Genomic DNA, 22,039 nt, shown 5'->3' on the forward strand with positions numbered 1-22,039 from the left:
CGGATCACACCTTCCGGGCGGCGTCGTAGGCGGCGGTCTGCTCCTCGATGAGGCGGGCGATCGGCGGCGACTGCTCGGCGTGCGCGCCGTCGTGGGTGGCGAACGCGGTCTCCATCCGGACCACCGCGTCCGGCTCGTCGAAGTCCAGTTCGGGGGCCTTCTCCAGGCAGCCGGTGGGGCACTCCTGCACGCACACCAGGCAGCCCTTGCAGTACGGAAGCCGGATCTCGTACGAGCCGTTCTCCCGGGCCCCGCGCATCACGCTGACGTCCGGGCAGACCAGGTAGCAGTTGTCGCAGCCGTTGCAGACGCCGCAGCTCATGCACCGGTCCGACTCGGCCACCGCCTGCTCGCGGCTGTAGGCGAGGGTGACCTCGACCTTCTGCCTCCTCCTGCGCTCCTCGGGCGGGGTCATCGGCGCCTCGACGCGGGGCGCCTCAGGGAAGTAGGCGGTGTTCAGCCGCTCGTACGGCATGACCTCGACCGGCTCGGGCGGCGCCGGCTCCTCGCCGCGCAGCAGCACGTCGATGTTCCGCGCCGCGCGCTTGCCGTCGCCCAGGGCGTCCACGACCATCGACGGCCCGCGCGAGACGTCCCCGCCGACGAAGACGGTGACGCTTCCCGCCCCGGCGGCCGCGGAGCCGACCCGGCCGTACCGGTCCGCCTTGACCAGGCCGTTCTCCACCATCTCGGGCGCCAGCCAGTCCAGCCGCTGCACCTGGCCGATCGCGACCAGGACGGTGTCGCAGGAGACCTCGCGCTCGGTGCCGGGGACCGGCTCGGGCACCACCCGGCCGCTCGCGTCCTTGGCGAGCCGGGCGTCGCAGAGCACCGCGCCGGTGACGACGCCGTTCTCGCCGAGGACGCGGGCGACGGCGGTGTTGGTGGCGTACCGCACGCCCTCCTCGCGGCCCTGGACCAGGTCCTCCTCGACGATCAGCAGCTCGTCCGCCGACTCCAGCGAGACGATGGTCGCGGTGCCGCCGCCGAGCCGGACGGCCGATCGGGCGGCGTCGGAAGCGGTGTTGCCGCCGCCGACCACCAGCACCTCGCGGCCGGCCTTGACCGGCCTGCCGAGCCCGGCCTCGCGCAGGAACTCCATGGCGCCGGAGACCCCGCGCAGGTCGGCGCCCTCGACGGCGAGGGGCCGCCCCACGTCCTGGCCGAGGCCGAGGAACACGGCGTCGTACTCGGCGACCAGGTCGTCGACGCACACGTCCGCGCCGGCCCGGACGCCGCAGCGGATCTCGATCCCGCCCAGGCCCTCGATCTTGGCGATCTCGGCGTCCAGGACCTCCTCGGGCAGGTGCCAGTGCGGGATCCCGGCGCGGAGCATCCCGCCCGGCCTGGGCAGCGCCTCGTAGATCACGCTGGCGTGGCCGCGCCGCCGCAGGTGGTAGGCGCAGGCCAGCCCGGCCGGGCCGGATCCCACGATGGCGACGCGGCGGCCGGACAGCGGCGGCAGGGTCGCGGCGATCGGGTTCTCGGGGAGCCGGAGCCCGAAGTCGCCGAGGAACCGCTCCACGCTCCGGATGCCGATCGGCTCGTCGTGGAACCCCCGGTTGCAGGCGGTCTCGCACGGGTGGTAGCAGACCCGGCCGGTCACCGACGGCATCGGGTTGTCTTCCAGGATCGTCAGGTAGCCGTCCAGGTAGCGCTCGTGCTTGACGTAGTCGAGGTACTTCTGGATCTGCTCGCCGGTCGGGCAGGCGTTGTTGCACGGCGGTGTCTTGTCCCGGTACACGGGCCGGAACGAGCGGAAGTTTCCGGTGGGGAAGAGCCGCTGGCCCTCTTCCTCGGTGGGCGGCGGGGTCACGCCGGCGATCGGCAGCTGCAGGTGTGCCGGAACCCGGGTGCCGCGGACGGACATGGGGGCCTCCTCAGACGGGAGCGGAACCTGGCACGAGCACGCGATGCTCCTCGGCGCCGCGCAGCATCGCGTCGCGGTCGGCGACGACCTGCGCCACCGCGTCGATCGGCAGCACGCCGGTGGCGGCCACCAGGGCGCCGAGCACGGGCGCGGCGATGCCCATGCCGATCGCGAGCCGTTCCACCGCGCCCTCGGTGGACATCCGGTCGAAGGCCAGCTCCGACAGGTCGCGGACGAACATCCAGGGGCTGGAGCCGCGCTGCTCGGCCAGCCGCACGGCGTCGACGACCACCAGCTTCGCCAGCTTGTCCAGCATGTGGTCGGGGAGGAACCGGATCAGGTACTCGGGGTCGCGCGCGGAGTTGACGACCAGGACCCCCTCCCCGGGCCGGGTGCCCCGGAAGAAGTTGACCGCCTTGATGATCGTCTCTTCGATGAGGACCACCCAGTCGGGGTGCGGGTTCTCGTAGACGAAGCGGTCCTCGATCGGCTCGTCGCCGAGTCGCGCGTAGCGGCGGACGAGGCAGTTGGTCCTGTCGGGGTCGTCGACGTAGTCGCTGACGTTCTCCGCGTGGTGGCCCAGGGACCGCGCCGCCGAGGCGACGCACGAGGAGACGTCGCGCGCCTCCTTGTCCATGATGATCCCCCGGGACCAGACGGTGAGCTCGTGGTACACGAGACCTCCTAAGGCGCGGTATATCGTCGCCGGGATACGGGACATCGTATACCGTCTGAAAGGAACCGCAAGGGCCCAATTCGGGCGGGGCTGTCAGTGCGGGCCGGCACGCTCGGCCGCGTGCGCGATCGCGCCCTGCGCTTCGCGCCGCGGGGCGACCGGCTGAGTGGAACGCTCCCAATTCTCATTCAGGGATTTATCGGTCTTTGGTTAACGTGACGATTTAAAGTCGGAATCTCCGCGAGTTACGACATCTTGATCCACTGGTGATGCATCATGGTCACCGGTCTTCCCGGGCTCGGCGCGAGGCGGCCCGCGCCCGTTGTGATCTTTCAGCCGCTCCCTTCGCAAGGATGATGACGCGCAGCCGCCACGCAAGGCTCATATGGCAGGACGACAGAGGGGAGAAGGGACGCCGGCCCACCGGCCGCGTCCCGAAAACCGATGAGCACCGACCAGCGCGATCTCGACTGGCTCCTGGCGACCCTCGTGGACCGCGCGCCCGGCGTCCGGCACGTCCTGGTGCTGTCCAAGGACGGCCTGAAGATCTGCCATACGACCGGGCTCGACGAGGACAAGGCCGACCAGCTGTCGGCCATCGCCTCGGGCATCCAGAGCCTGTCGCTGAGCGCCTCCGGGGAGTTCGGCAACGGAATCGGCGCGGGCCAGTCGATGGTGGAGTTCCCCGGCGGGGTGCTGCTCATCGTGCCGGCCGGTGCCGGCGCCAACCTGGCCGTGGTCGCCGACGAGATCGCCGATGTCGGGCTGGTGGGCCACAGCATGCACGAGCTGGTCGAGCAGATCGGCGGCTACCTGACCGCGGCGCCGCGCACCCCCGGGGCCCGTACTCACCCATGAACCCGCGCCCGCTCGACAAGGAGAATCCCGACCGGCTCTACACCGTGACCGGCGGGCGCAGCCGGGTCGAGGGCGGCGAGCTCGACGTGGTCTCGCTGATCGTCGCCGAGGACGACCCGGTGCCCGGTATGCAATCGGAGCACGCGGCGATCCTGCGCCTGTGCCGGTACGGCCCGGTCGCGGTCGTCGAGCTCTCCTCCCATCTGGAAATGCCGGTGAGCGTGGTGAAGATTCTGCTGCTGGACCTGCGGGACTCCGGCCGCGTCACCGTCCGCCACCCGTCCTCGGCCGCCGCGTCCGCGCGCACGGCCGACATGGAAACGCTGAAGCAGGTGCTCGTTGGACTCCAAGACCTCTGATCCCACCGCGGACGGGCGACTCGGCTCGGTCCAGGACCCACCGCTGCGCCGCACCGCCCGGGACGCCTCCAAGATCGTGATCGTCGGCGGGTTCGGCGTCGGCAAGACCACCATGGTCGGCTCGGTCAGCGAGATCCGCCCGCTCAGCACCGAGGAGACGATGACGCAGGCGGGCGTCGGGATCGACGACCTCAGCCAGGTCGAGCACAAGAACACCACCACGGTCGCGTTCGACTTCGGCCGGATCACGCTGAACGAGCAGCGGGTCCTCTACCTGTTCGGGGCGCCCGGCCAGGAGCGGTTCTGGTTCCTGTGGGACCGGCTGTTCTCCGGGAGCCTGGGCGCGGTGGTCCTGGTGGACACCCGCCGGCTGGAGGAGTCCTTCTACTCCCTGGACCGGCTGGAGGCGCACGGGATGCCGTTCGTGGTCGCGGTCAACCGGTTCAGCGGCCCCCGGCCGTCGATCGACCGGGTCCGCGACGCGCTCTCGCTGCCCGGCGACATCCCGCTGGTCGAGTGCGACGCGCGGACCCGGGAGTCGTCCAAGACCGTACTGATCACGCTCGTCCGCCACCTCGCCCGGCTCCAGGACCCGACGGCTTTCGAGGAGATCGCGCCGTGACCGGACCGACCGGTCCGTCCGAGCGCGACGGCCTTTCGCGCCCGCCCGCCGCGGTGGCCGCCGGACCCGTGCGGCTGACCGGGACCGGCATCGCCCGCGAGCCCGCCGCCTTCTACCACCGGCTGCGCCGCGAGTACGGCCCGGTGGTGCCCGTCCTGTTCGACGGTGACGTGCCCGCGTGGTTCGTGGTGAGCTACCGGGAGATCCACCACATCACCGGCCGACCAGCTCGACCCGGCCGTCGGCGCGGAACGCGTCGATCAGCGTGCGCGCGTTCCGCTCGATCACCGGCAGGAACCTCTCCTGCAACTCGCCGCCGCGGAAGGCCGGGGCCACCAGCCCGCGGCGCACCGCGTGCTCCCTGCCGCTGAGCTGGAGAATGGTGCGGCCGTGCACCGGTTCGAGCTGCCAGTCGTAGTTGGCGGTGGTGAACACCTGGTCCCGGAAGGCGCGGGACACGTCCTCATACCGCGATACCACGTAGCTCTGCATGCCCTCGTGCCAGTGCACCGGACCGCTCTCACGGAATATCCGGTAGGCGGCGTAAGGATCGGCGGCGAACTCGGCCGACACGATGTCAGGCAACTCTGGAGTCACGGTCACGCGCAACGCTCCTGACGGAAGTTCCGGGCGATCATCATCCCGAGCCTAGGGAGGCACCCCCGCGGGCAGCCATGGTTTGATCTTGCCCGTATTCTCGGTTATCAAAAAGCCCGACCGAAACCGTCCGCCTAGACGGAGTGCTGGTGCTGTTCGGGCAGGTGGCTCGCCGGGTGGACCCACAACACGACGTTGTCCGGCCATGCCGCGTCCGCCTTCTCCCGGCGAAAGAACTCGAGGATCTCCCGGTCCGAGTGGCGCAGGCTGAAGTGCGTCAGAACGAACAGCGTCTCCGGGTGGGCCTCGACCACAGGCCTGAGCCGGCTCCAGACCGTATGCCCGACCCGCTCCGCGCGGTCCAGCTCGGTGTCGTGGAGGAAGGTGCATTCGGTGATGACGACCGGGTACTCGAAGAGCCACGGATTCCGCTCGAACACGTTCACGTGCGTGTCGCCGAGGAAGGCGAACAGCGGCCTGCGGACCTCTGCGTCGACCGCGACGCCCTCCGCGCGGTTCCGCGCCATGATCCGGCCGAACTCCCGGCTCCGGCCCTCCCGCTCCAGCGACCGCCGCAGTTCCTCGAACTCCGGACGCAGCGCCTTGCGCCGCTCGGAGAAGGCATACCCGACGCAGGGCACTTTGTGCTCGCACTCCACCACCCGCACGTGGTGCCCCCGGCGTCCGAAAAGAACCTCGTCGTTCTGCCGCACACCGTGCAGGCGGTAGCCCCCCGCCAGGGCCGGGTCGAACCCCGCTCCGTGGTTCAGCTCCGCGGACGCGCGCAGGTACGACTCCACGTACGGCACCGCCTCGGCGGGCAGGTAGATGTCCGTGCCGGAGGCATTGGAAGCGAGGAAATCGAGGTCTTTGGAGTGGTCGTGGTGAGTGTGGGTCAAGAAGACCGTGTCCACTTGCCGCCCTTCACACAGCCCCGCGTCGAGACTGCACCGCAGCTCGGGGATATGAAAGAAGGTCTTGTCGTTCGCGCGGGAATAGCCGGTGAGGGTCAACTCGGCACCGGGTATCCGCCACGTCTTCCACTGCCGGAACGGATGCCCCTGCTCCAGCAGAGCAGGAGGGGCGAACCGTTGCTGCGAAACCTGCGTCATCGGAGGCGCCTTTCTAAAAAACCCTCATGGACGGCGCTTCAGAATAAACCGCCGGGACGATCTTGAGCGCGGCGATGCGAACCGGTGATGTGGTCCGGACGTCTGTTTCAGTGTGGGGACGGTACGTGCGGCGCGGCCTCGGGCGCCAGGGCCGTCCCGCCGCGCCTGGGGATCAGAAGGGGATCGTGTCGACTCGAGTGAATTCGGCTTCGAAACCAACACGATCGAGGCCGTGGGAGGGAGAGAGCGAGATGGCGGACCTCAGCGAGTTCGACCGGATGCTGGCCGAGACCAGGCAGCTCCTGGAACAGGGCGGCTCCGGACCGGCACGGCCGGCGGGGGCCGAGGGCGAGGCTCCCCCCGAAGGGCGCGGGGAGACGGCGGACGGGCGGATCCGGGTCGTCGCCGCCCCTGGCGGCGAGGTCACGTCGATCGAAATGGATCCACGCGTGCTGCGGATGTCGTCCGAGGAACTGTCCGCGGAGTTGGTCGTCGCGGTGAACGCGGCGCTGCGCGACCTGCGCGAGCGGTCCCAGGTCGCCGACGTGGCGATCGACCCGGCCGTGCTGGCCGACCGGTTGCGCGAGGCGCAGGACCAGGGCCTGCGGCAGTTGGCCATGTTCACGCAGAGCCTGGACGAGATCATGACGCGCATCGGCGACCGCGGCCAGAACCCGCCGCGGTAGGCCGTCAGCCCGGCTCGACGTGGGTGATCTCGATCCGCGCGTTGACCGGGTCGGGGACGAAGGGCTCCGGCTCGCCGCGGGTGTAGCCGAGTTCGATCTCCATGCGCGGGAAGGCGCGCAGGAACTGCCGCATCACGTCGCGGCAGGGCGCGCACGGGTAGTGCTCGCTGTACATGCGCAGCACGCCCTTCGCGCGGCGGTTGGCGATCCGTGCCGCGGCCGATTCGAGGACCAGGTACTCGGCGTGGTCCGTACTGCCGGCGGTGAAGCGAGGGGCTTCGGGAGGTCGCACATCCCCGTCGCCCTCGCCGGCGGTCACGGCGTCGAACGCGGCGCGGACGCCGCCGGCCTTCAGGTCGGCGGTGACGACGTTCGCCGTCATGGCCCGGCGGTGCCGTCGTCGGCGCGGGTCATGGTGAACCGGCCGGAGGCCTCCAGCTCCCGGTACGCGCTCAGCTCGCGGCGGCGCATCCGCTCCAGCGAGACCAGGAACTCGCGGAACGTGCCGAACGCCCTGACCGGCTGCTCGCCCTCGGTGTAGGTCCAGACGGGCGGGTCGGCGGGGGCGGCCGACGCGGCCGGGATGAAGTAGAAGACGTACCCCTGGTGCATCGCGATCACCAGCGCGTCGTCGAGCAGCGCCGGGTCGGCGTCGTTCTCCCGGAGCAGGTCGGCGGAGTCCCGCTTGAGCTCCAGCAGGTCGTCGTAGGTCCAGTCGGTGCCCTGCATCAGCGGGTAGGGGCGCTTGCCCATCACGGCGAGGAAGTCGCGGTAGAGCGCGGGCACCCCGAGGACGAGCTGCGCGCGCAGCACGCCGTGGATCTCCGCCTCCGCGCAGCCGGCGAAGTCGCCCGCCGCGGCCAGCCCCTCCGCCACCAGGTGGTCGCGGAACTCGGCGATCGAGAATCCGTCGCGGATCATGGGAGACGCACCGCCCTGCCGTCGTCGTCGGCGATCGCCAGCAGGAATTCGCGGAAGGTCGGATACGCCCGCTCGCGGTCTCCGCCGTCGCTGGAGGTCCACACTTCGGGATCGTCGCCCGCCGTGCTCGCATTCGGAATGTAGAACATGTAATGACCGCCGCCGAGCCCGATCAGAAGCGTGTCGTCGAGAAATCCGGTGTCGATGCCCGCGGCCGTCAGGTCGGTGGTCATCTCGCCCTTGATCTGAAGCAGGTCCGGGTACGTCCAGTCGACGCCGGACAGCAGGGGACGCGGATTCTTCCCCATCGCGAGGAGGAACTCGCGATACAGCCGCGGGATCCGCCCGACCCCCTGGACGCGCGCCAGATGCTCGATCTCGCCGGGCGAGCATCCGGCCAGTTCCCCGGGGCCGGTCTGCCGCCTGGCCAGCACGTACTCGCGGTACTCCGCGATCGAGAAGCGCCGCGGATCCAGCGTGGCCGTCGGGCTCCCGCGCTCGCGTCTCCTCCCCATGGCAGGAGACTACCTCGCGCCGCGGGTGTAGTGGTTCAGGGTGATCCGGTCGTTCACATAGTCGCCGGGGAAGTTGTTCTGGGTGCCGATCTGCGGGGCTCCCACGCCACCGTCCCGGTTGGTGTAGACGATGTCCACCTGCATATTCGGATAGCGCCGCAGGAAATCCTGGGTGGACATCGCGCACCCTTCGCAGGGGTGCCGGTCGGTGTAGACCGTCAGATTGCCCGACGTGCGGGTGTCCGGGAATCTCCGGCTGAAGTCCTCGAATATCTTCTTCTCGGAGTCGTTGGTCCGGTCGTGGCCGCCGGCCTGGTAGTTCGGCAGCCGGTCGGGCCCGTCGCGCCTGGTGTCGGTGAATCCCTGCTCCGGGGAATTGGACCGGCCGCTGCGGGTGTCGATCGAGCCCCGCTGCCTGCCCCGTCCCGGCGGGAACACGTCGTAGTCGGAGGTGGCGACGTTGCGCCGCTTGCCGGTCTTGGCCTTGAGCTTGCGGGCCCGGTTGACCAGGTTGTCGAACTTGCGGTTGTTCGGGAGCCCGGTCCGGGGCGCGGGCGAGCTGCCCGGCGCCCGGCGCCGCCCCGGCGCGGGCTCCATGAGGTCCCGCAGGCCCATCTTCTTGTACATCCCGCGGGCGACGCCCCGCCCGCGGCGCAGGTTCTGCCGTCCCCTGCCGCGGCTTCCGCGTCCCATGCGGCGGCCTACTCGCCCATGATCGCGTTGAGCGCCAGCCCGATCAGCTGGTCGATGATCAGCCCGGTGATGATCTTGAAGATCGGGATCTCCAGCAGCGACGCGCCGAAGGTGACCACGGCGGTGGCGATGGCCTGCGCGATCTGGAAGGCCAGGATCACCAGCTGCACGATCACGCTGATCTTCAGGACCAGGACCACCGCGCCGGCCACGATCAGCCCGACCCCGACCACCATCGCCCCGCTGGTCGCCTTCCCCAGCAGCGTCTGCGGCGCCTTCGGGTCGGCCCAGGCCCGCTGGAAGGAGTCGAACCCCTGCCCCATGCCGGCCATGTTGACGGCCTGCCCGGCGCCGCCGGCCTCACCGACGCCCGAGGACAGCGTCCCGCCGAACGCCACCCACCGCTGCCCCATCTCGAACAGCTTGGTCTCGTCGGCCTCCGGCCAGGTGTAGCCGAGCATGCCGAGCAGCGAGATCAGCTCGCCGGGAAGCTGCATGCCCATCAGCCGAGGATCTCTCTGACCCGGTTGACCTCGATCTCCGACAGGTCCTCGGCCCCCCGGTAGTTGTCGGCCATCTTCTCCAGGTCCTCGACGAAGCCGTCCAGCTCGTCCATGTTGGTGCCGAAGCACTCCATCGCCATGTCGAGGGCGCCCTCGTAGCACGCCCCGATCAGCATGCCGATCTCGTCGCCGCCCCAGGGCTGCCCGAAGCCGCCCAGCTCCCCTTCGAGGGCCGACAGATCGGCGTCCATCCGGTCGATGGCCTGACCGAGCATGGTGGCCGCTCTTCGCAGGTCGTCCCGGCTTACACGCAGCTCGTTGCCCATGTAACCTCCGCGGTCATCGGGAGTTTACTGGCGGTCAAAAAAGATTTCAGCATACTTTTCTCCGGCGCCTTCCCTGCGACCGATTGGCCTCGCGCATTTGCTCAGGTGAGCGGCACTTAACGGGAACGGCATGGCACGCGGAGGGGCAAAGGCCGCTTCCGGCCAGGAACCACCGGCCGCTCCGCACCGTCCAAAGATCCGGTATCGGCATTTCGAACGGACGTCAGCAGGTGGGGGCGGCCGCCGCCATCGCGGTCATGATGCCGTCCTCGGTGACCTCGGGGCCGACCAGTTCGGCGGCGATCGCCCCCTCGCGCATCACGACGACGCGGTCGCAGCCGTCCACCAGCTCGCGGGGGTCGGAGGAGATGAGCATGACGGCGAGGCCGTCGACGGCGAGTTCGTCCAGGAGCTCCTGGAGTTCGGCCTTGGCCCCGACGTCCACGCCGCGGGTCGGCTCGTCCAGGAGGAGGACCTTGGGGTGCATGGCGAGCCAGCGGGCCAGCAGCACCTTCTGCTGGTTGCCGCCGGACAGCTCGCGGACCTTCTGGTGGGGCGAGGTGGCCGTGATCCGCAGGCGGCGCATGAACGTGTCGGCGATGCGGTCGATGCGCGCACCCGACACGACGCCGAAGCGGGACAGCCGGGGCAGCGCGGCGAGCGCGATGTTGTCGCGGACCGACAGTGCCGGGACGAGTCCCTCGGCCGTGCGGTTCTCGGGCAGCAGGCTGACGCCGGCCCGGATGGCGCCGGTGATGGAGCGCTTGCGGAGCGGGGCGCCGGCCACGGTCACCTCGCCCGAGTCCAGCGGCAGCGCGCCCGCGATGGCCTTGGCGGTCTCGGTACGGCCGGCGCCGAGCAGCCCGCCGAGCCCGAGGACCTCGCCGCGGCGCAGCGCGATCGAGACGTCGGTGAGGGCGTGCTTGCGGGTCAGCCCGGTGGCCTGGAGGTAGGGTGGGTCGCCGTCCGGCATCGGCGCGGGCGCCTCGATCGGGACGGGCGCCTCAATCGGGACGGGCGGGGGGACGCGGCCGCGGCCCAGCATGAGGGCGACCAGGGCGAGGCGGTCCAGGTTCGCCAGCGGCCCGGTGTGGACGACCCGGCCGCCGCGCAGCACCGTGACGCGGTCGCAGATCTCGTACAGGTCCTCCAGCCGGTGGCTCACGTAGACGACCGAGCGGCCCTCGTCGCGGAGCGCCGCGATGGTGCGGAAGAGCACGGCGGCCTCGGCGGGCTCCAGGGACGCGGCGGGCTCGTCCAGGACGACCACCTGGGCGCCGGTCGCGCAGGCGCGGGCCAGGGCGACCAGGCGGCGGGCGCCGACGGGCAGCGCGCCGAGCGGGCGGCGGACGTCCACGCTCACCCGGTACCCGGCGAGGATCTCCTCCGAGCGGGCGTGCATGCGGGCGAAGTCGATCAGGCCGAGCCGGGTGCGGGGCTCGCGGCCGAGGAAGAGGTTGCGGGCCACGCTCATCAGCGGCAGCAGGCCGGTGTCCTGGTGGACGGCGCCGATCCCGGCGCGGGCGGCCTCCCGCGGCCCGGTGAGGCGGACCGGCGCGCCCGCGACGCGCACCTCGCCCGCGTCGGGACGGTGGATCCCGGTGAGCACCTTGAGCAGGGTGGACTTGCCGGCGCCGTTCTCCCCGGCGAGGGCGTGCACCTCGCCCGGGACGAGGGTCAGGGAGACGTGGTCGAGCGCCAGGACCCCGGGGAACCTCTTGAGGATCCCGGCGGCTTCGAGGACTCTGTTCGGCACGCGTTCCCTCCTGGCCGTCGCGCCCCCGCTGCACCGATGGTGATCCCGTCGCGAAACGATGCAGTAACGATTCGGAGCACGTTCGGTCACGGTCGATCAGAATCGGTCGGCCAGAACCGGTCGGTCAGAGCCTGGCGACGTGCAGGCGGGCGCCGCGGCCGCTGAGCTCGTCCAGTTCCTCGCGCGCGGCGTGCTCGTCGGTGACCAGGTGGTCGATCCGGTCGGACGGAACGGTCTGCACCATCGTGTCCACACCGATCTTGGTGTGGTCGGCGAGCACCACGACCTCCTCCGCGGCCGTCGCCAGCGCGCGGTCGGCGCTGGCCACCTGGACGTTCGGCGTGGACAGCCCACGCTCGGCGGTCAGGCCGTTGCCGGAGATGAAGGCGCGGCGCACCCGCAGGCCGGCCAGGGCCCGTTCGGCCTCGCTGCCGACCAGGGCCTGGATGGATCCGCGCAGCGTGCCGCCGGTCACCATGACCTCGATGCGCGGGGAGCCCGCCAGCGCCTGCGCCACCAGCAGCGAGTTGGTGACGACGGCCAGCTCGGCGTGGCCGGTCAGGCGCTGCGCCAGCGCGAGGGTGGTGGTGCCGGGGCCGATGACGATGGCGTCGCCGTCCTCCACCAGCGCGCCGGCCAGATCGGCGATGGCGGCCTTCTCGGCGGACGCGACCTGGGCCTTCTGCAGGTAGGTGGGCTCGCGGGACAGCTCGCCGGGCAGGGAGGCGCCGCCGTGGTGCCGGTTGAGCAGGCCGTCGGCCTCCAGCGCGCGCACGTCCCGCCGCACGGTGACCTCGGACGACTGGACGGCCTCGGCGAGCTGGCGCAGCGACAGGGCGCCGTTGGCGCGGACCAGCTCCAGGATGCGCCTGCGGCGTTCGGCGGCGAAGACCGGCCTGCGCCCGTCCGCCGGCCCCTGGTTCTCGCTCACTGTCCCCCAGCTCCGGTCTCGACTCGGTGAAAGGATTCGACCGATTCCGATCGTAGTCAGTCGGGCGCGGGTCCGGGGCCCTTCGGCGCCCGGGGCCCCCGGGCGGATCGGGTCGTTGGGACGCCCTGGAGCGGCCGGATCGGATCGTTTTCGATCGAGTTTGATCGATATCTCTTGACCGACCCGATCGTTCGGTGCTTGATTGGGATCGGCCAAGGGTTCATATCTGTTCGTTTCGACCGGTCCTGAGATCCCCCCACCCCCTCGCGCAAAGGATCCCTGGGATGAACGCGAAGAGACCCCGTCCCCCGATGAGACCCCGTCCCGCGATCGTGCTGGCCCTGCTCGCCGCCCTCGTCTGGCAGTTCGTCGCCGCCCTCCCCGCGACCGCCGCACCCGCGTCCGCGCCCGGCGGCGACCGCACCCCGGCCCCCGCCGCGGAGCGCAGCGGCCTGCGCGGCGACTACTACACCAGCTCCGCCCCCGGCGCGTTCGACTTCCACCAGCTCAAGTCGACCGTCGTCGACCCCAACATCGAACTGCCCGACCTGGAGGGCACCTTCCGCGAGCTGACCGGCCAGAACGACCACGTGTCGGTGCGCTGGACCGGCCGGATCCGGCCGGAGCGCTCCGAGCCGCACACCTTCTCGATGATCGGCGACAACGGCTTCCGGCTCTGGGTGGACGGCCGCCTGATCATCGACAACTGGGCCGACAACTGGGACCAGGAGAAGACCGGCGCGCCGATCGGCCTCCAGGCCGGCACCGACTACGACATCAAGATCGAGTACTTCGAGAACGTGGGCGGCTCGAACCTGCGGCTGCGCCGGCAGACCCCGTCCCGGCCCAAGGAGATCGTGCCCGCCTCCGCCTTCACGCTCCCCGCCGGCTTCGACCCGCCGGGACCGGGCACGGCCGCGGTGGAGAAGTCCGGCGACGCGGTGTCGCTCGGCTTCGACACCGCCCTCGCCGCCCCGCCCGCGAGCGCGCGCGAGCACTTCAGGCTGACCGTCGGCGGCACCCCCTGGCCCCTCGAAGCACTGAAGCCGGGCCCCGGCGACCCGTCGGTGCTCGTGCTGACGCCGGCCCACCCGATCCCCAAGCAGGCCGGCAACACCGTCCGCGTCTCCTACGACGGCGCGGGCGGCGTCACCACCGGGGACGGCACGGCGCTGGAGGCGTTCACGCACGTCCCGACGGCCAACGGCTCCGACTACACGATCCGGACCCGGTGGGCCGCGGAGATGAACCCGCGCGACCCGCTGCCCGAATACCCGCGCCCGCAGCTCACCCGCGAGCGGTGGCGCAGCCTGAACGGGACGTGGCAGTTCGCCGCCGCCCGCGAGGGCGAGGCGCCCCCGGTCGGCCGGAACCTGGACGAGCGGATCGTGGTCCCGTTCCCCGCCGAGTCGGTGCTGTCGGGGATCGAACGCAACGAGGACCGCATGTGGTACCGGCGAACGTTCACCGTCCCGAACGGCTGGCGGGTGCGCGCCGACCGCGACCGCGGCGGGCAACGGCTGCTGCTGCACCTCGACGCCGTCGACTGGGAGTCCGCGGTGTACGTCAACGGCCGGCGCGTGGCCGTGCACCGCGGCGGCTACGACCGCTTCAGCGTGGACGTGACCGACGCGCTCAAGCCCGGCGGCGGCCCGCAGGAACTCATCGTCGGCGTGCACGACCCCACCGGCCTGGACGGCCAGGCCGTCGGCAAGCAGCGCAAGACCCCCGGCGGGATCTTCTACACCCCGGCGTCCGGGATCTGGCGCTCGGTGTGGCTGGAACCCGTCGCGCCCGCGCACGTCACCTCGCTGAGGAGCACGCCCGACGTGGCCGGCGAGGCGCTGCGCGTGACCGTCCGGGCGCAGGGCGCGGACGGCACCCGCGCCGTCGTCACCGCCCGCGACGGGCGCCGCGTGGTGGGCCGCGCCACCGGAGCGGCCGGCACCGAACTGCGCGTGCCCGTGCCGAAGCCGAAGCTGTGGTCGCCCGACCGGCCGTTCCTGTACGACCTGGACGTGGCACTCGTCGACGACCGCGGCCGCACCGTCGACCGCGCCGGAAGCTACTTCGGCATGCGCACGGTCGAGGTCAAGCAGGTCGGCGGCGTCAACCGGATGCTGCTCAACGGCGAGCCCGTCTTCCAGATGGGCCCGCTCGACCAGGGCTTCTGGCCGGATGGCATCTACACCGCGCCGACCGACAAGGCGCTGCGCTACGACCTGGAGCAGACCAGGCGGCTCGGCTTCAACACCGTCCGCAAGCACGTCAAGGTCGAGTCGGACCGCTGGTACACGTGGGCCGACCGGCTCGGGCTGATCGTGTGGCAGGACATGCCGTCCATGTTCGGCTCCCCGGACGCCGCCGAGCGCGCCCAGTACGAGACCGAGCTGCGCACCATGCTCGACCAGCACCACAACAACCCGTCCATCGTGATGTGGGTGCCGTTCAACGAGGGCTGGGGCCAGTACGACCAGGCCCGGATCGCCGACCTCGTCAAGGGCTGGGACCCGTCCCGCCTGGTGAACAACATGAGCGGGATCAACTGCTGCGGCGCGGTCGACGGCGGCAACGGCGACATCATGGACTACCACATCTACCCGGGGCCGGGCTCGCCCGGCGCCCCCACCGCCGCCCGGGCCTCGGTCCTGGGCGAGTACGGCGGGCTCGGCCTGCCCGTCATCGGGCACACCTGGTCCGGCGGGGGCTGGGGGTACGCGGTCGAGCCCGATCCGAAGGCGCTGACCGACCGGTACGTCGCGATGAGCGAGCAGCTGCGCAGGCTGCGCACCTGCAACGGGCTCAGCGCGGCGATCTACACCCAGACCACCGATGTGGAGACCGAGCTGAACGGTCTGCTCACCTATGACCGCGCGGTGGTGAAACCCGACGTCAAGCGGATCGCGGACGCCAACCGGGCGGTGATCGACGAAACCCCGGTCGGCTGCGGCTGACCCCGCGCCCGACCGGGCCGGTGACGGGCCGGCCGGCCGCGCGTCCAACGCGCCCGGCCGACCCGCCGCCGTCGCCCGCTCCCGACTCCTGGCCCCTCCTCCGGCCCTCCCCTGGCCCCTCCCCTGGCCCCCTGCGGGCCCCTGTTCGCAGCACCACCCGGCGTCCCTCGGTCCGGCCGCCCGAACGTAAGGAACCACTATGACCAAGCAGCCCGGCCACCCCCGTCACCTTCCCTTCGCCGCCGTCGCCTTCGCCGCCGTCCTCGCCGCCGGCGGCTGCGCCAAGTCCGAGGACGACGCGGCGTCCGAGGGCACCGCGGGCGCTCAGGCGCAGCAGCAGGTGGCCCAGTCCCCGGCCGGCACGGCCGGGTCGACGTGCACGCTGAAGCAGTTCGGCGGCGCGGCGTTCGACCTGAAGTCGTCGGTGGTCGGCTTCTCGCAGTCGGAGAAGGAGGCCAACCCGTTCCGGATCGCCGAGACCAAGTCGATCAAGGACGAGGCGGCCCGGCTCGGCATCTCCAAGCTGCGCGTCACCAACGCGCAGTCGCAGTTCTCCAAGCAGATCACCGACGTCCAGCAGCTGATCGCGCAGGGCGCCAGGCTGCTGGTGATCGCGCCGCTGAACTCCGACGGCTGGGAGCCGGTGCTGCGGCAGGCCGCGGCGAAGAAGATCCCGATCATCACCGTGGACCGCAAGATCAACGCCAGCGCGTGCCGCGACTACCTGACGTTCATCGGCTCGGACTTCTACCAGCAGGGCGTCCGCGCCGCCGACCAGATGATCAAGGTGCTGGGCGGCAAGGGGAAGGTCGCGATCCTGCTCGGCGCGCCCGGCAACAACGTCACCACCGACCGCACCAACGGGTTCAAGGACCGGATGAAGGAGAAGGCGCCCGGCATCCGGATCTCGTTCGAGCAGACCGCCGAGTTCACCCGCGAGAAGGGCCAGCAGGTGACCGAGCAGCTCGTGCAGTCCAACCCCGACATCAACGGCGTCTACGCCGAGAACGACGAGATGGCGCTGGGCGCGGTGACCGCGCTGAAGGGCGCGGGCAAGAAGCCCGGCGAGGTCAAGATCGTGTCCATCGACGGCACCCGCGGCGCGGTCCGCTCGATCGTGGACGGCTGGCTGCAGGCGGTGATCGAGTCCAATCCGCGGTTCGGCCCGCTCGCGTTCGAGACCGCGCGGAAGTTCACCGCGGGCGAGCCGATCCCGGAGAAGGTCCTGATCAGCGACCGCGAGTACACGACGGCCAACGCCAAGGGCTCGCTGGGCCAGGCCTACTGATGGCGACCCCGGCAGGCGGCGCCCCGGAGCCGGTGCTGGAGGCGCGCGGCGTCTCCAAGCGGTTCCCCGGCGTGCTGGCGCTGGACGAGGTCTCCTTCACGCTGCTCCCCGGCGAGGTGCACGCGCTCGTCGGGGAGAACGGCGCCGGCAAGTCCACGCTGATCAAGGTGTTCACCGGGGCGCACCGCCCGGACGGCGGCCGGGTGCTGCTGGCCGGGCGGCCGGTCGGGTTCGGCTCCCCGCTGGACGCGCGCCGGTCCGGGATCTCCGCGATCTACCAGGAGGTCGGCCTCGTACCGGCGATGAGCGTGGCCCGCAACCTGCTCCTGGGGCGGGAGCCGCGCAACCGGTTCGGCGTGATCGACCTGCCCCGGCTGCACGCGGCCGCGGAACGGGAGCTGGCCGGGCTCGGGGTGCGCGCGGACGTGCGCCGGCCGCTGCGCTCGCTGGGCGTCGGCACGCAGCAGATGGTGGCGCTGGCGCGCGCGGTGTCGGTGGACGCGCGGGTCGTCATCATGGACGAGCCGACCTCGTCCCTGGAGCCGCGGGAGGTGGAGACGCTGTTCGGCGTCGTCCGGGAGCTGCGCCGCCGCGGCATCTCGACGATCTACGTCAGCCACCGGCTCGACGAGCTGTACCGGCTGTGCGACCGGGTCACCGTCCTGCGGGACGGGCGGGTCGCGCACACCGGCCCGCTGGCCGCCCTGGACCGGCTCCGGCTGATCTCGCTCATGCTCGGCCGCGACCTCGCCGAGGTCCGGTCGGGCGGGGTGACGCGGTTCTCCGGCGAGCACGCGGCGGCGGCCGGGCCACCGGTCGTGGAGGCGCGCGGCCTCACCCGCCGGCACGTGCTCGGCGGCGTCTCGGTGACCGTCCGGCCCGGCGAGGTGGTCGGGCTCGGCGGGCTGCTGGGCGCGGGCCGTACCGAGACCGCCAAGGCGATCGTCGGCGCGCTGCCGCTGGACGGCGGCGAGGTGGTCGTGGCCGGGTCGGCGCTGCGCCGCCGCCGGTCGACCGCGGTGGCGATCCGCGCCGGGGTGAGCCTGCTGCCCGAGGACCGCAAGGCGGAGGGCATCGTCCCCGGCCTCTCGGTGCGGGAGAACATCGCGCTGGCCGCGCTGCCCCGTCTCGCCAAGGCGGGGGTGGTCTCCGACGGGCGGATCGACCGGCTGGTGGACGGCTTCATGCGGCGGCTGCGCATCAGGGCGTCCTCGCCGCACCAGCGGGTGGAGGAGCTGTCGGGCGGCAACCAGCAGAAGGTGCTGCTGGCCCGCTGGCTCGCCATGAACCCCAAGGTGCTGCTGCTGGACGAGCCGACCCGCGGCATCGACGTGGGCGCGAAGGCCGAGGTGCAGACGCTGGTCGAGGAACTGGCCCGGGACGGTCTGGGCGTGCTGCTCATCTCCTCCGATCTGGAGGAACTGGTGGAGGGCTCGGACCGGGTGGTCGTCCTGCGCGACGGGACGGTGGCCGGGGAACTGGCGGGCGACCAGGTGACCGAGGAGCGCGTCATGGCCGCCATCGCGGGGGACGATCATGCCGGTGACAGAGGAGAGGAGCGCCATGGCTGAGGCCGTGGCCGGACGCCGCCCCGCCCCCGACCGGGCGCGCGTCCTGGCGTGGCTGCAGGAGTACGGGGTGTACGCCTCGGTGCTGGCCCTGCTGCTGTTCAACGTGGTCTTCACCCCGAACTTCGTGGACACCGGCAACTTCCGGACCCAGCTGGTGCAGGTCGCCCCGATCGTCATCGTCGCGCTCGGCATGGCGCTGGTCATCGGGACCGAGGGCATCGACCTGTCGGTCGGCTCGGTGATGGCGCTGGCCGCGTCGATGGTGGTGCTGTACCTCGGGTACGGGGCGCTGCCGGCCGTGCTGGCGGCGCTGGCGGCGGGCGCCGTCGTGGGCGCGGCGGGCGGCGGCCTGGTCGCCTACGTCGGCGTGCAGCCGATCGTCGCGACGCTGGCGCTGCTGGTCGGGGTGCGCGGACTGGCCAACGTGCTGGTGCCGCAGTTGAAAGAGGTGAGCGACCCGGGACTGCTGGCGCTGGGCAGCGGCTCGGTGGCGGGGCTCCCGTACGTGGTGCTGATCGCGGCCGCGCTGACCGCGGCGCTGGCGTTCGCCGTCCGCCGCACCACGTTCGGCCGGCAGATCGTGGCGATCGGCGGCAACCGGACCGCCAGCGAGCTGTCCGGGCTGCCGGTGAAGCGGCTGCTGCTGGCGGTCTACATGATCTCGGGCACGCTGGCGGCCGGCGCCGGGGTGCTGGCGACGGCGCGGCTCCAGGCCGGCGACCCGACCTCGCTGGGGCTGTTCATGGAGCTGTCGGCGATCACCGCGGTGGTCATCGGCGGCACCCCGCTCAGCGGCGGCCGCGTCCGGGTGATCGGCACGGTGATGGGCGCGCTGCTGATGCAGTTGCTGCAGGCCACGCTGATCAAGCACGACCTGCCGCAGTCCTGGGCGCAGATCGTCCAGGCGGCCATCATCCTCGCCGCGGTGTACGCGGCCGGAAACCGAGGTGCGCGATGACCGACCCCACCGCGATCACGGCGGGCCGGGCGGCGCCCCCGGCCGGCGGCGCGTCCGCGGCCGCGCGGCGCGAACGGCTCGGGCGGCTGCTGCAGCACCACGGCGCGGCGCTGGTGCTGCTGAGCCTGGTGGCCTTCGGCACCGTCGCCTTCGACTCGTTCGCCACGGGCGCCAACCTGCGCGCCGTCATCGTGTCGTCGTCGTTCCTGGCGATCATCGCGCTCGGCATGACCTTCGTGATCATCAGTGGCGGGATCGACCTGTCGGTGGGCTCGCTGTTCGTGCTCGGCGGGGTGCTGGCCGCGTACGGGTCCCAGGCCGGGGCGCTCGCGGCGCTCGCGCTGCCGCTCGCCGTATGCGGGGCGATCGGGCTCCTGCACGGCGTGCTGATCGCACGGCTCGGCATGGCGCCGTTCATCGTGACACTGGCCGGGCTGCTCGGCGTCCGCGGGATCATGCTGGCCGTCTCGGACGAGGGCGCCACCACCTACCTCGTCCAGGACCGCGCCTTCGCCTCGCTCGGCCAGGACGGGCCGTTCGGGGTGACCTGGCCGGTCCTCATCACCGTGGCCCTGGCGATCGTCGGCGTCGTGCTGCTGCAGCGCACCGGGTTCGGGCAGAACGTGTACGCCGTGGGCGGCAACGAGGACGCCGCCGGGCTCATGGGCGTCCCGATCGCCCGCACCAAGATCATGGTCTATCTCATGTCGGGCCTGCTGGCCGGCCTGGCCGGGGCGCTGAACGCCGCCCGGCTGTCCTCCGGCGTCACGATCCTCGGCATCGGCCTGGAACTGGACGCGATCGCCGCCGTCGTCATCGGCGGAACCCTCCTCACCGGCGGGGTCGGCGGAGTGACCGGCACGATGGCCGGGGTGCTGCTGCTCGGAGTGATCCAGAACCTCATCAACCAGTTCGGCAGCCTCACCTCCGCCGTCCAGCAGGTGGTCAGTGGGGCCTTCCTGGTACTTGTCGTGGTCGCACAACGAATCCTGAGCAGAACCCAACGCCTGAACTGACCGCACCCTGAACGGACCCCAGGCCGCAATCCATTGACTCTCCCGGGGCCGATCAACACCGATTCGTTACCGCTGCACAAAAATCCACAAAGCCGAAAGCGGGAACACCTCCCCCGGGAGGCTGTCGACCATGGGCGACTATTTGCACGACGACCAAAAGTGTGATCTGAGGCGGTGCCACGAGGTACCCGTCCACCTACTGAAGGATCTCCCGGCTTGGCGCATGCGGTCTACCATGGAGATTCGCCTTTCGAGCGAACTATGGTCCGAGCGCTACTACCGCATCCATGTCAGGCCGCTTCGGGACCACCTGGGCAAGGCACTAGGGTTCACCCTTCCCGAAAAAAAGACCCATGTTCGCTTGATCTTGCCAATCGTCCAACTCTTGAAGCAGCACCCGGTAGATCTGCGGGTAATTGTCGCCGATCAAGAAGCCTACCCACTCTCTGGAGACGAACGCGCTGAGATTGAAGTCAAATATTTCCGACGTCGGGCCAGCGAGATAATGTGCAAGGGCAACCCCGACAGTCAAATGCACAATGACTTCATCGCCTTTCTGGAAGGCCTCTTCAGTTTTGAACCGCGACCGTGGACAGACTTTCGCGAGAAAAGATCGTCGCGGCTCATCGAACGGCTTGACGATTTTGGCCAATCTGCTGCGCGATTTGTCGCGCGACTCGGCGAGCTTGGCCCTTCCAGGCTCCTCATCAAGCAACTCCGCGAACTTGGCCCTTCCGACAGATTTATCAAGCGGCTCGACAAGCTTCGCCCTTCCGACCGATTTATCGAATGGCTCGGCAGGTTCGACCCTTCAATTCTAGGTCGATATTTGGAAACCAGCTTTGCCGGGCTGGCAGAGTCCGAAAAGAAGACAGAAAAGCCTTCCTATAGAGAGCGACGGCGGTGGCGGGGGGAGGCGTCCAAGATCGGCAATATCGTCACGCCAGGCGTATTTCCATTTCACCGGGACAGCGCCACCAGAAATCCACTTATAGCAGTCCCATTTCTGCCGCAAGTGATGGATAACCTGTGGAGTCACCAGCGAATATTCGAACTGCTTGGCGATCTCGAGAAGTTTCTAGGCCAAGCTCAGTGCCATCCAGAGGCAAAAGAGATTCTGTCAGTGTATGCCAAATGTGGAGGCTACCGGACTCTTTTTGCAGAGTGCCTGGTCCCCTTGGACGAACCGTTCGAAGTCAAGGTCGAAGAAAAGCGTATTCTCTACTTCGGCGGGATCCCAAAGGGTGGGAGGTTCAATCTCGCCCAACGTCCAGGCGCATTTTCTCGCCAGGTGCTACAGATAGTCACATTCAACGACGCGGAGTCCAACCATGTCAATATTCGGGTTCCTGACATGAACATCGAACTGAAGAAAAAAGCGTGGACCATCCGCACCGAATCCGACAAGGAGCTAGATTTCGACAAGGGATTGGCGCATGTCACACAAGATGCCGAACTATTTTCCTTCTACGCGACCAGCAAAAAGCGAGTGGAGAGAGTTTGGCTTACCTTCAAAATGAAACCGGTGAAGTCGGTTCGCGCAACCAATTGGACGGTTTGGATTCTTCTCACCACGGCAATAGGTGCATTGCTTTGGCTGGGATTCTTGCGTCGGGACAACAGAATCGGGATGAGTCAGATCGCTGGTCTGTTGTTTCCGGCATCGATAGCCGCATCTCTACTTCTGACCAGGGCGAACTCGACGCTCGCCATGCGGGTGAACCGGCGGGACCACCTGCTGACGTCGTTTCTCTTGCTCGCACTGACAGGCATCGCGATCGCGCTCTTCATATTCGAGGCCAGCAGCGGCCATCAGAAGTGATCGGA

At 70.2% G+C, this 22,039-nt stretch carries 21 protein-coding genes and 2 pseudogenes; 10 read left to right on the plus strand and 13 right to left on the minus strand.

Annotated elements, in window-relative coordinates; translation table 11 throughout:
• Positions 1 to 4 precede the first annotated feature (4 nt).
• Complete coding sequence (locus ABD340_RS19355) at positions 5 to 1,870, minus strand: NAD(P)-binding protein (protein WP_344590385.1); 1,866 nt, start codon at positions 1,868 to 1,870, stop codon at positions 5 to 7.
• Positions 1,871 to 1,880: 10 nt separating this feature from the next.
• A complete protein-coding gene (locus ABD340_RS19360) occupies positions 1,881 to 2,546 on the minus strand; it encodes a 2-oxoacid:acceptor oxidoreductase family protein (protein ID WP_344590386.1) in 666 nt (221 codons plus the stop codon).
• 444 nt (positions 2,547 to 2,990) lie between these two features.
• On the opposite strand from ABD340_RS19360, the gene ABD340_RS19365 reads away from it, so the two are divergent.
• From ABD340_RS19365 to ABD340_RS19375, 3 genes are read left to right on the plus strand one after another with little or no spacing between them, the layout of a single operon-like run.
• A complete protein-coding gene (locus ABD340_RS19365; RefSeq protein WP_344590388.1) occupies positions 2,991 to 3,404 on the plus strand; it encodes a roadblock/LC7 domain-containing protein in 414 nt (137 codons plus the stop codon).
• Positions 3,401 to 3,763, plus strand: a complete 363-nt coding sequence (locus ABD340_RS19370) for a DUF742 domain-containing protein (RefSeq protein ID WP_344590390.1) — start codon at positions 3,401 to 3,403, stop codon at positions 3,761 to 3,763. Before ABD340_RS19365 ends, ABD340_RS19370 begins: the two co-directional genes overlap by 4 nt.
• Positions 3,744 to 4,385 (plus strand): GTP-binding protein, encoded by a 642-nt coding sequence (locus ABD340_RS19375; protein ID WP_425547391.1) that lies wholly within the window; start codon positions 3,744 to 3,746, stop codon positions 4,383 to 4,385. The genes ABD340_RS19370 and ABD340_RS19375 overlap by 20 nt, the downstream gene beginning before the upstream one ends.
• A gap of 222 nt (positions 4,386 to 4,607) precedes the next feature.
• Here ABD340_RS19375 and ABD340_RS19385 read toward each other — a convergent pair.
• Positions 4,608 to 4,988, minus strand: a pseudogene (locus tag ABD340_RS19385) (cytochrome P450); the annotation flags it as partial.
• Between the two features lie 128 nt (positions 4,989 to 5,116).
• Complete coding sequence (locus tag ABD340_RS19390) at positions 5,117 to 6,094, minus strand: MBL fold metallo-hydrolase (protein WP_344590391.1); 978 nt, start codon at positions 6,092 to 6,094, stop codon at positions 5,117 to 5,119.
• Positions 6,095 to 6,345: 251 nt separating this feature from the next.
• Between ABD340_RS19390 and ABD340_RS19395 the strand changes: the two genes are divergently transcribed.
• Positions 6,346 to 6,780 carry a YbaB/EbfC family nucleoid-associated protein gene (locus ABD340_RS19395; RefSeq protein ID WP_344590393.1) on the plus strand — a complete coding sequence of 145 codons (435 nt, stop codon included), beginning with the start codon at positions 6,346 to 6,348 and terminating at the stop codon, positions 6,778 to 6,780.
• 4 nt (positions 6,781 to 6,784) lie between these two features.
• Here the strand turns inward: ABD340_RS19395 and ABD340_RS19400 are convergent, their stop codons facing one another.
• The 9 genes and pseudogenes from ABD340_RS19400 to ABD340_RS19435 all read right to left on the minus strand — a co-directional run bounded on the left by ABD340_RS19400 (position 6,785) and on the right by ABD340_RS19435 (position 12,425).
• Positions 6,785 to 7,162: a deaminase domain-containing protein gene (locus ABD340_RS19400; RefSeq protein ID WP_344590395.1), complete on the minus strand. Its 378-nt coding sequence runs from the start codon at positions 7,160 to 7,162 to the stop codon at positions 6,785 to 6,787.
• On the minus strand, positions 7,159 to 7,701 hold the full coding sequence (locus ABD340_RS19405) for a hypothetical protein (RefSeq protein WP_344590397.1): 543 nt from the start codon (positions 7,699 to 7,701) through the stop codon (positions 7,159 to 7,161). The genes ABD340_RS19400 and ABD340_RS19405 overlap by 4 nt, the downstream gene beginning before the upstream one ends.
• A complete protein-coding gene (locus ABD340_RS19410) occupies positions 7,698 to 8,216 on the minus strand; it encodes an SMI1/KNR4 family protein (protein WP_344590399.1) in 519 nt (172 codons plus the stop codon). Before ABD340_RS19410 ends, ABD340_RS19405 begins: the two co-directional genes overlap by 4 nt.
• Positions 8,217 to 8,225: 9 nt before the next feature.
• On the minus strand, positions 8,226 to 8,909 hold the full coding sequence (locus tag ABD340_RS19415) for a deaminase domain-containing protein (protein ID WP_344590400.1): 684 nt from the start codon (positions 8,907 to 8,909) through the stop codon (positions 8,226 to 8,228).
• Positions 8,910 to 8,917: 8 nt separating this feature from the next.
• Entirely contained in the window at positions 8,918 to 9,412 is a 495-nt protein-coding gene (locus ABD340_RS19420; protein WP_344590402.1) for a WXG100-like domain-containing protein, read from the minus strand.
• On the minus strand, positions 9,412 to 9,738 hold the full coding sequence (locus ABD340_RS19425) for a WXG100 family type VII secretion target (RefSeq protein ID WP_344590404.1): 327 nt from the start codon (positions 9,736 to 9,738) through the stop codon (positions 9,412 to 9,414). The genes ABD340_RS19420 and ABD340_RS19425 overlap by 1 nt, the downstream gene beginning before the upstream one ends.
• A gap of 223 nt (positions 9,739 to 9,961) precedes the next feature.
• Positions 9,962 to 10,783, minus strand: coding sequence for an ATP-binding cassette domain-containing protein (locus tag ABD340_RS47995; protein ID WP_425547405.1), 822 nt, complete (start codon positions 10,781 to 10,783; stop codon positions 9,962 to 9,964).
• A gap of 213 nt (positions 10,784 to 10,996) precedes the next feature.
• Positions 10,997 to 11,455 (minus strand): annotated as a pseudogene (locus ABD340_RS48000) (ATP-binding cassette domain-containing protein); the annotation flags it as partial.
• A gap of 163 nt (positions 11,456 to 11,618) precedes the next feature.
• Positions 11,619 to 12,425, minus strand: coding sequence for a DeoR/GlpR family DNA-binding transcription regulator (locus tag ABD340_RS19435; RefSeq protein ID WP_344590408.1), 807 nt, complete (start codon positions 12,423 to 12,425; stop codon positions 11,619 to 11,621).
• 284 nt (positions 12,426 to 12,709) lie between these two features.
• Between ABD340_RS19435 and ABD340_RS19440 the strand changes: the two genes are divergently transcribed.
• The 6 genes from ABD340_RS19440 (at position 12,710) to ABD340_RS19465 (ending at position 22,034) form a co-directional block, all read left to right on the plus strand.
• Positions 12,710 to 15,379: a PA14 domain-containing protein gene (locus ABD340_RS19440; protein WP_344590410.1), complete on the plus strand. Its 2,670-nt coding sequence runs from the start codon at positions 12,710 to 12,712 to the stop codon at positions 15,377 to 15,379.
• Positions 15,380 to 15,578: 199 nt separating this feature from the next.
• Entirely contained in the window at positions 15,579 to 16,667 is a 1,089-nt protein-coding gene (locus ABD340_RS19445) for an ABC transporter substrate-binding protein (RefSeq protein ID WP_344590411.1), read from the plus strand.
• On the plus strand, positions 16,667 to 18,238 hold the full coding sequence (locus ABD340_RS19450; protein ID WP_344590413.1) for a sugar ABC transporter ATP-binding protein: 1,572 nt from the start codon (positions 16,667 to 16,669) through the stop codon (positions 18,236 to 18,238). The genes ABD340_RS19445 and ABD340_RS19450 overlap by 1 nt, the downstream gene beginning before the upstream one ends.
• Positions 18,231 to 19,196: an ABC transporter permease gene (locus ABD340_RS19455; RefSeq protein ID WP_344590414.1), complete on the plus strand. Its 966-nt coding sequence runs from the start codon at positions 18,231 to 18,233 to the stop codon at positions 19,194 to 19,196. The genes ABD340_RS19450 and ABD340_RS19455 overlap by 8 nt, the downstream gene beginning before the upstream one ends.
• Positions 19,193 to 20,212: an ABC transporter permease gene (locus ABD340_RS19460; protein WP_344590415.1), complete on the plus strand. Its 1,020-nt coding sequence runs from the start codon at positions 19,193 to 19,195 to the stop codon at positions 20,210 to 20,212. The genes ABD340_RS19455 and ABD340_RS19460 overlap by 4 nt, the downstream gene beginning before the upstream one ends.
• A gap of 235 nt (positions 20,213 to 20,447) precedes the next feature.
• On the plus strand, positions 20,448 to 22,034 hold the full coding sequence (locus ABD340_RS19465) for a hypothetical protein (protein WP_344590416.1): 1,587 nt from the start codon (positions 20,448 to 20,450) through the stop codon (positions 22,032 to 22,034).
• The last annotated feature ends 5 nt before the right edge of the window (positions 22,035 to 22,039 follow it).

It is taken from the genome of Actinomadura vinacea, assembly GCF_039532545.1.
Classification (GTDB): Bacteria; Actinomycetota; Actinomycetes; order Streptosporangiales; family Streptosporangiaceae; genus Spirillospora; species Spirillospora vinacea.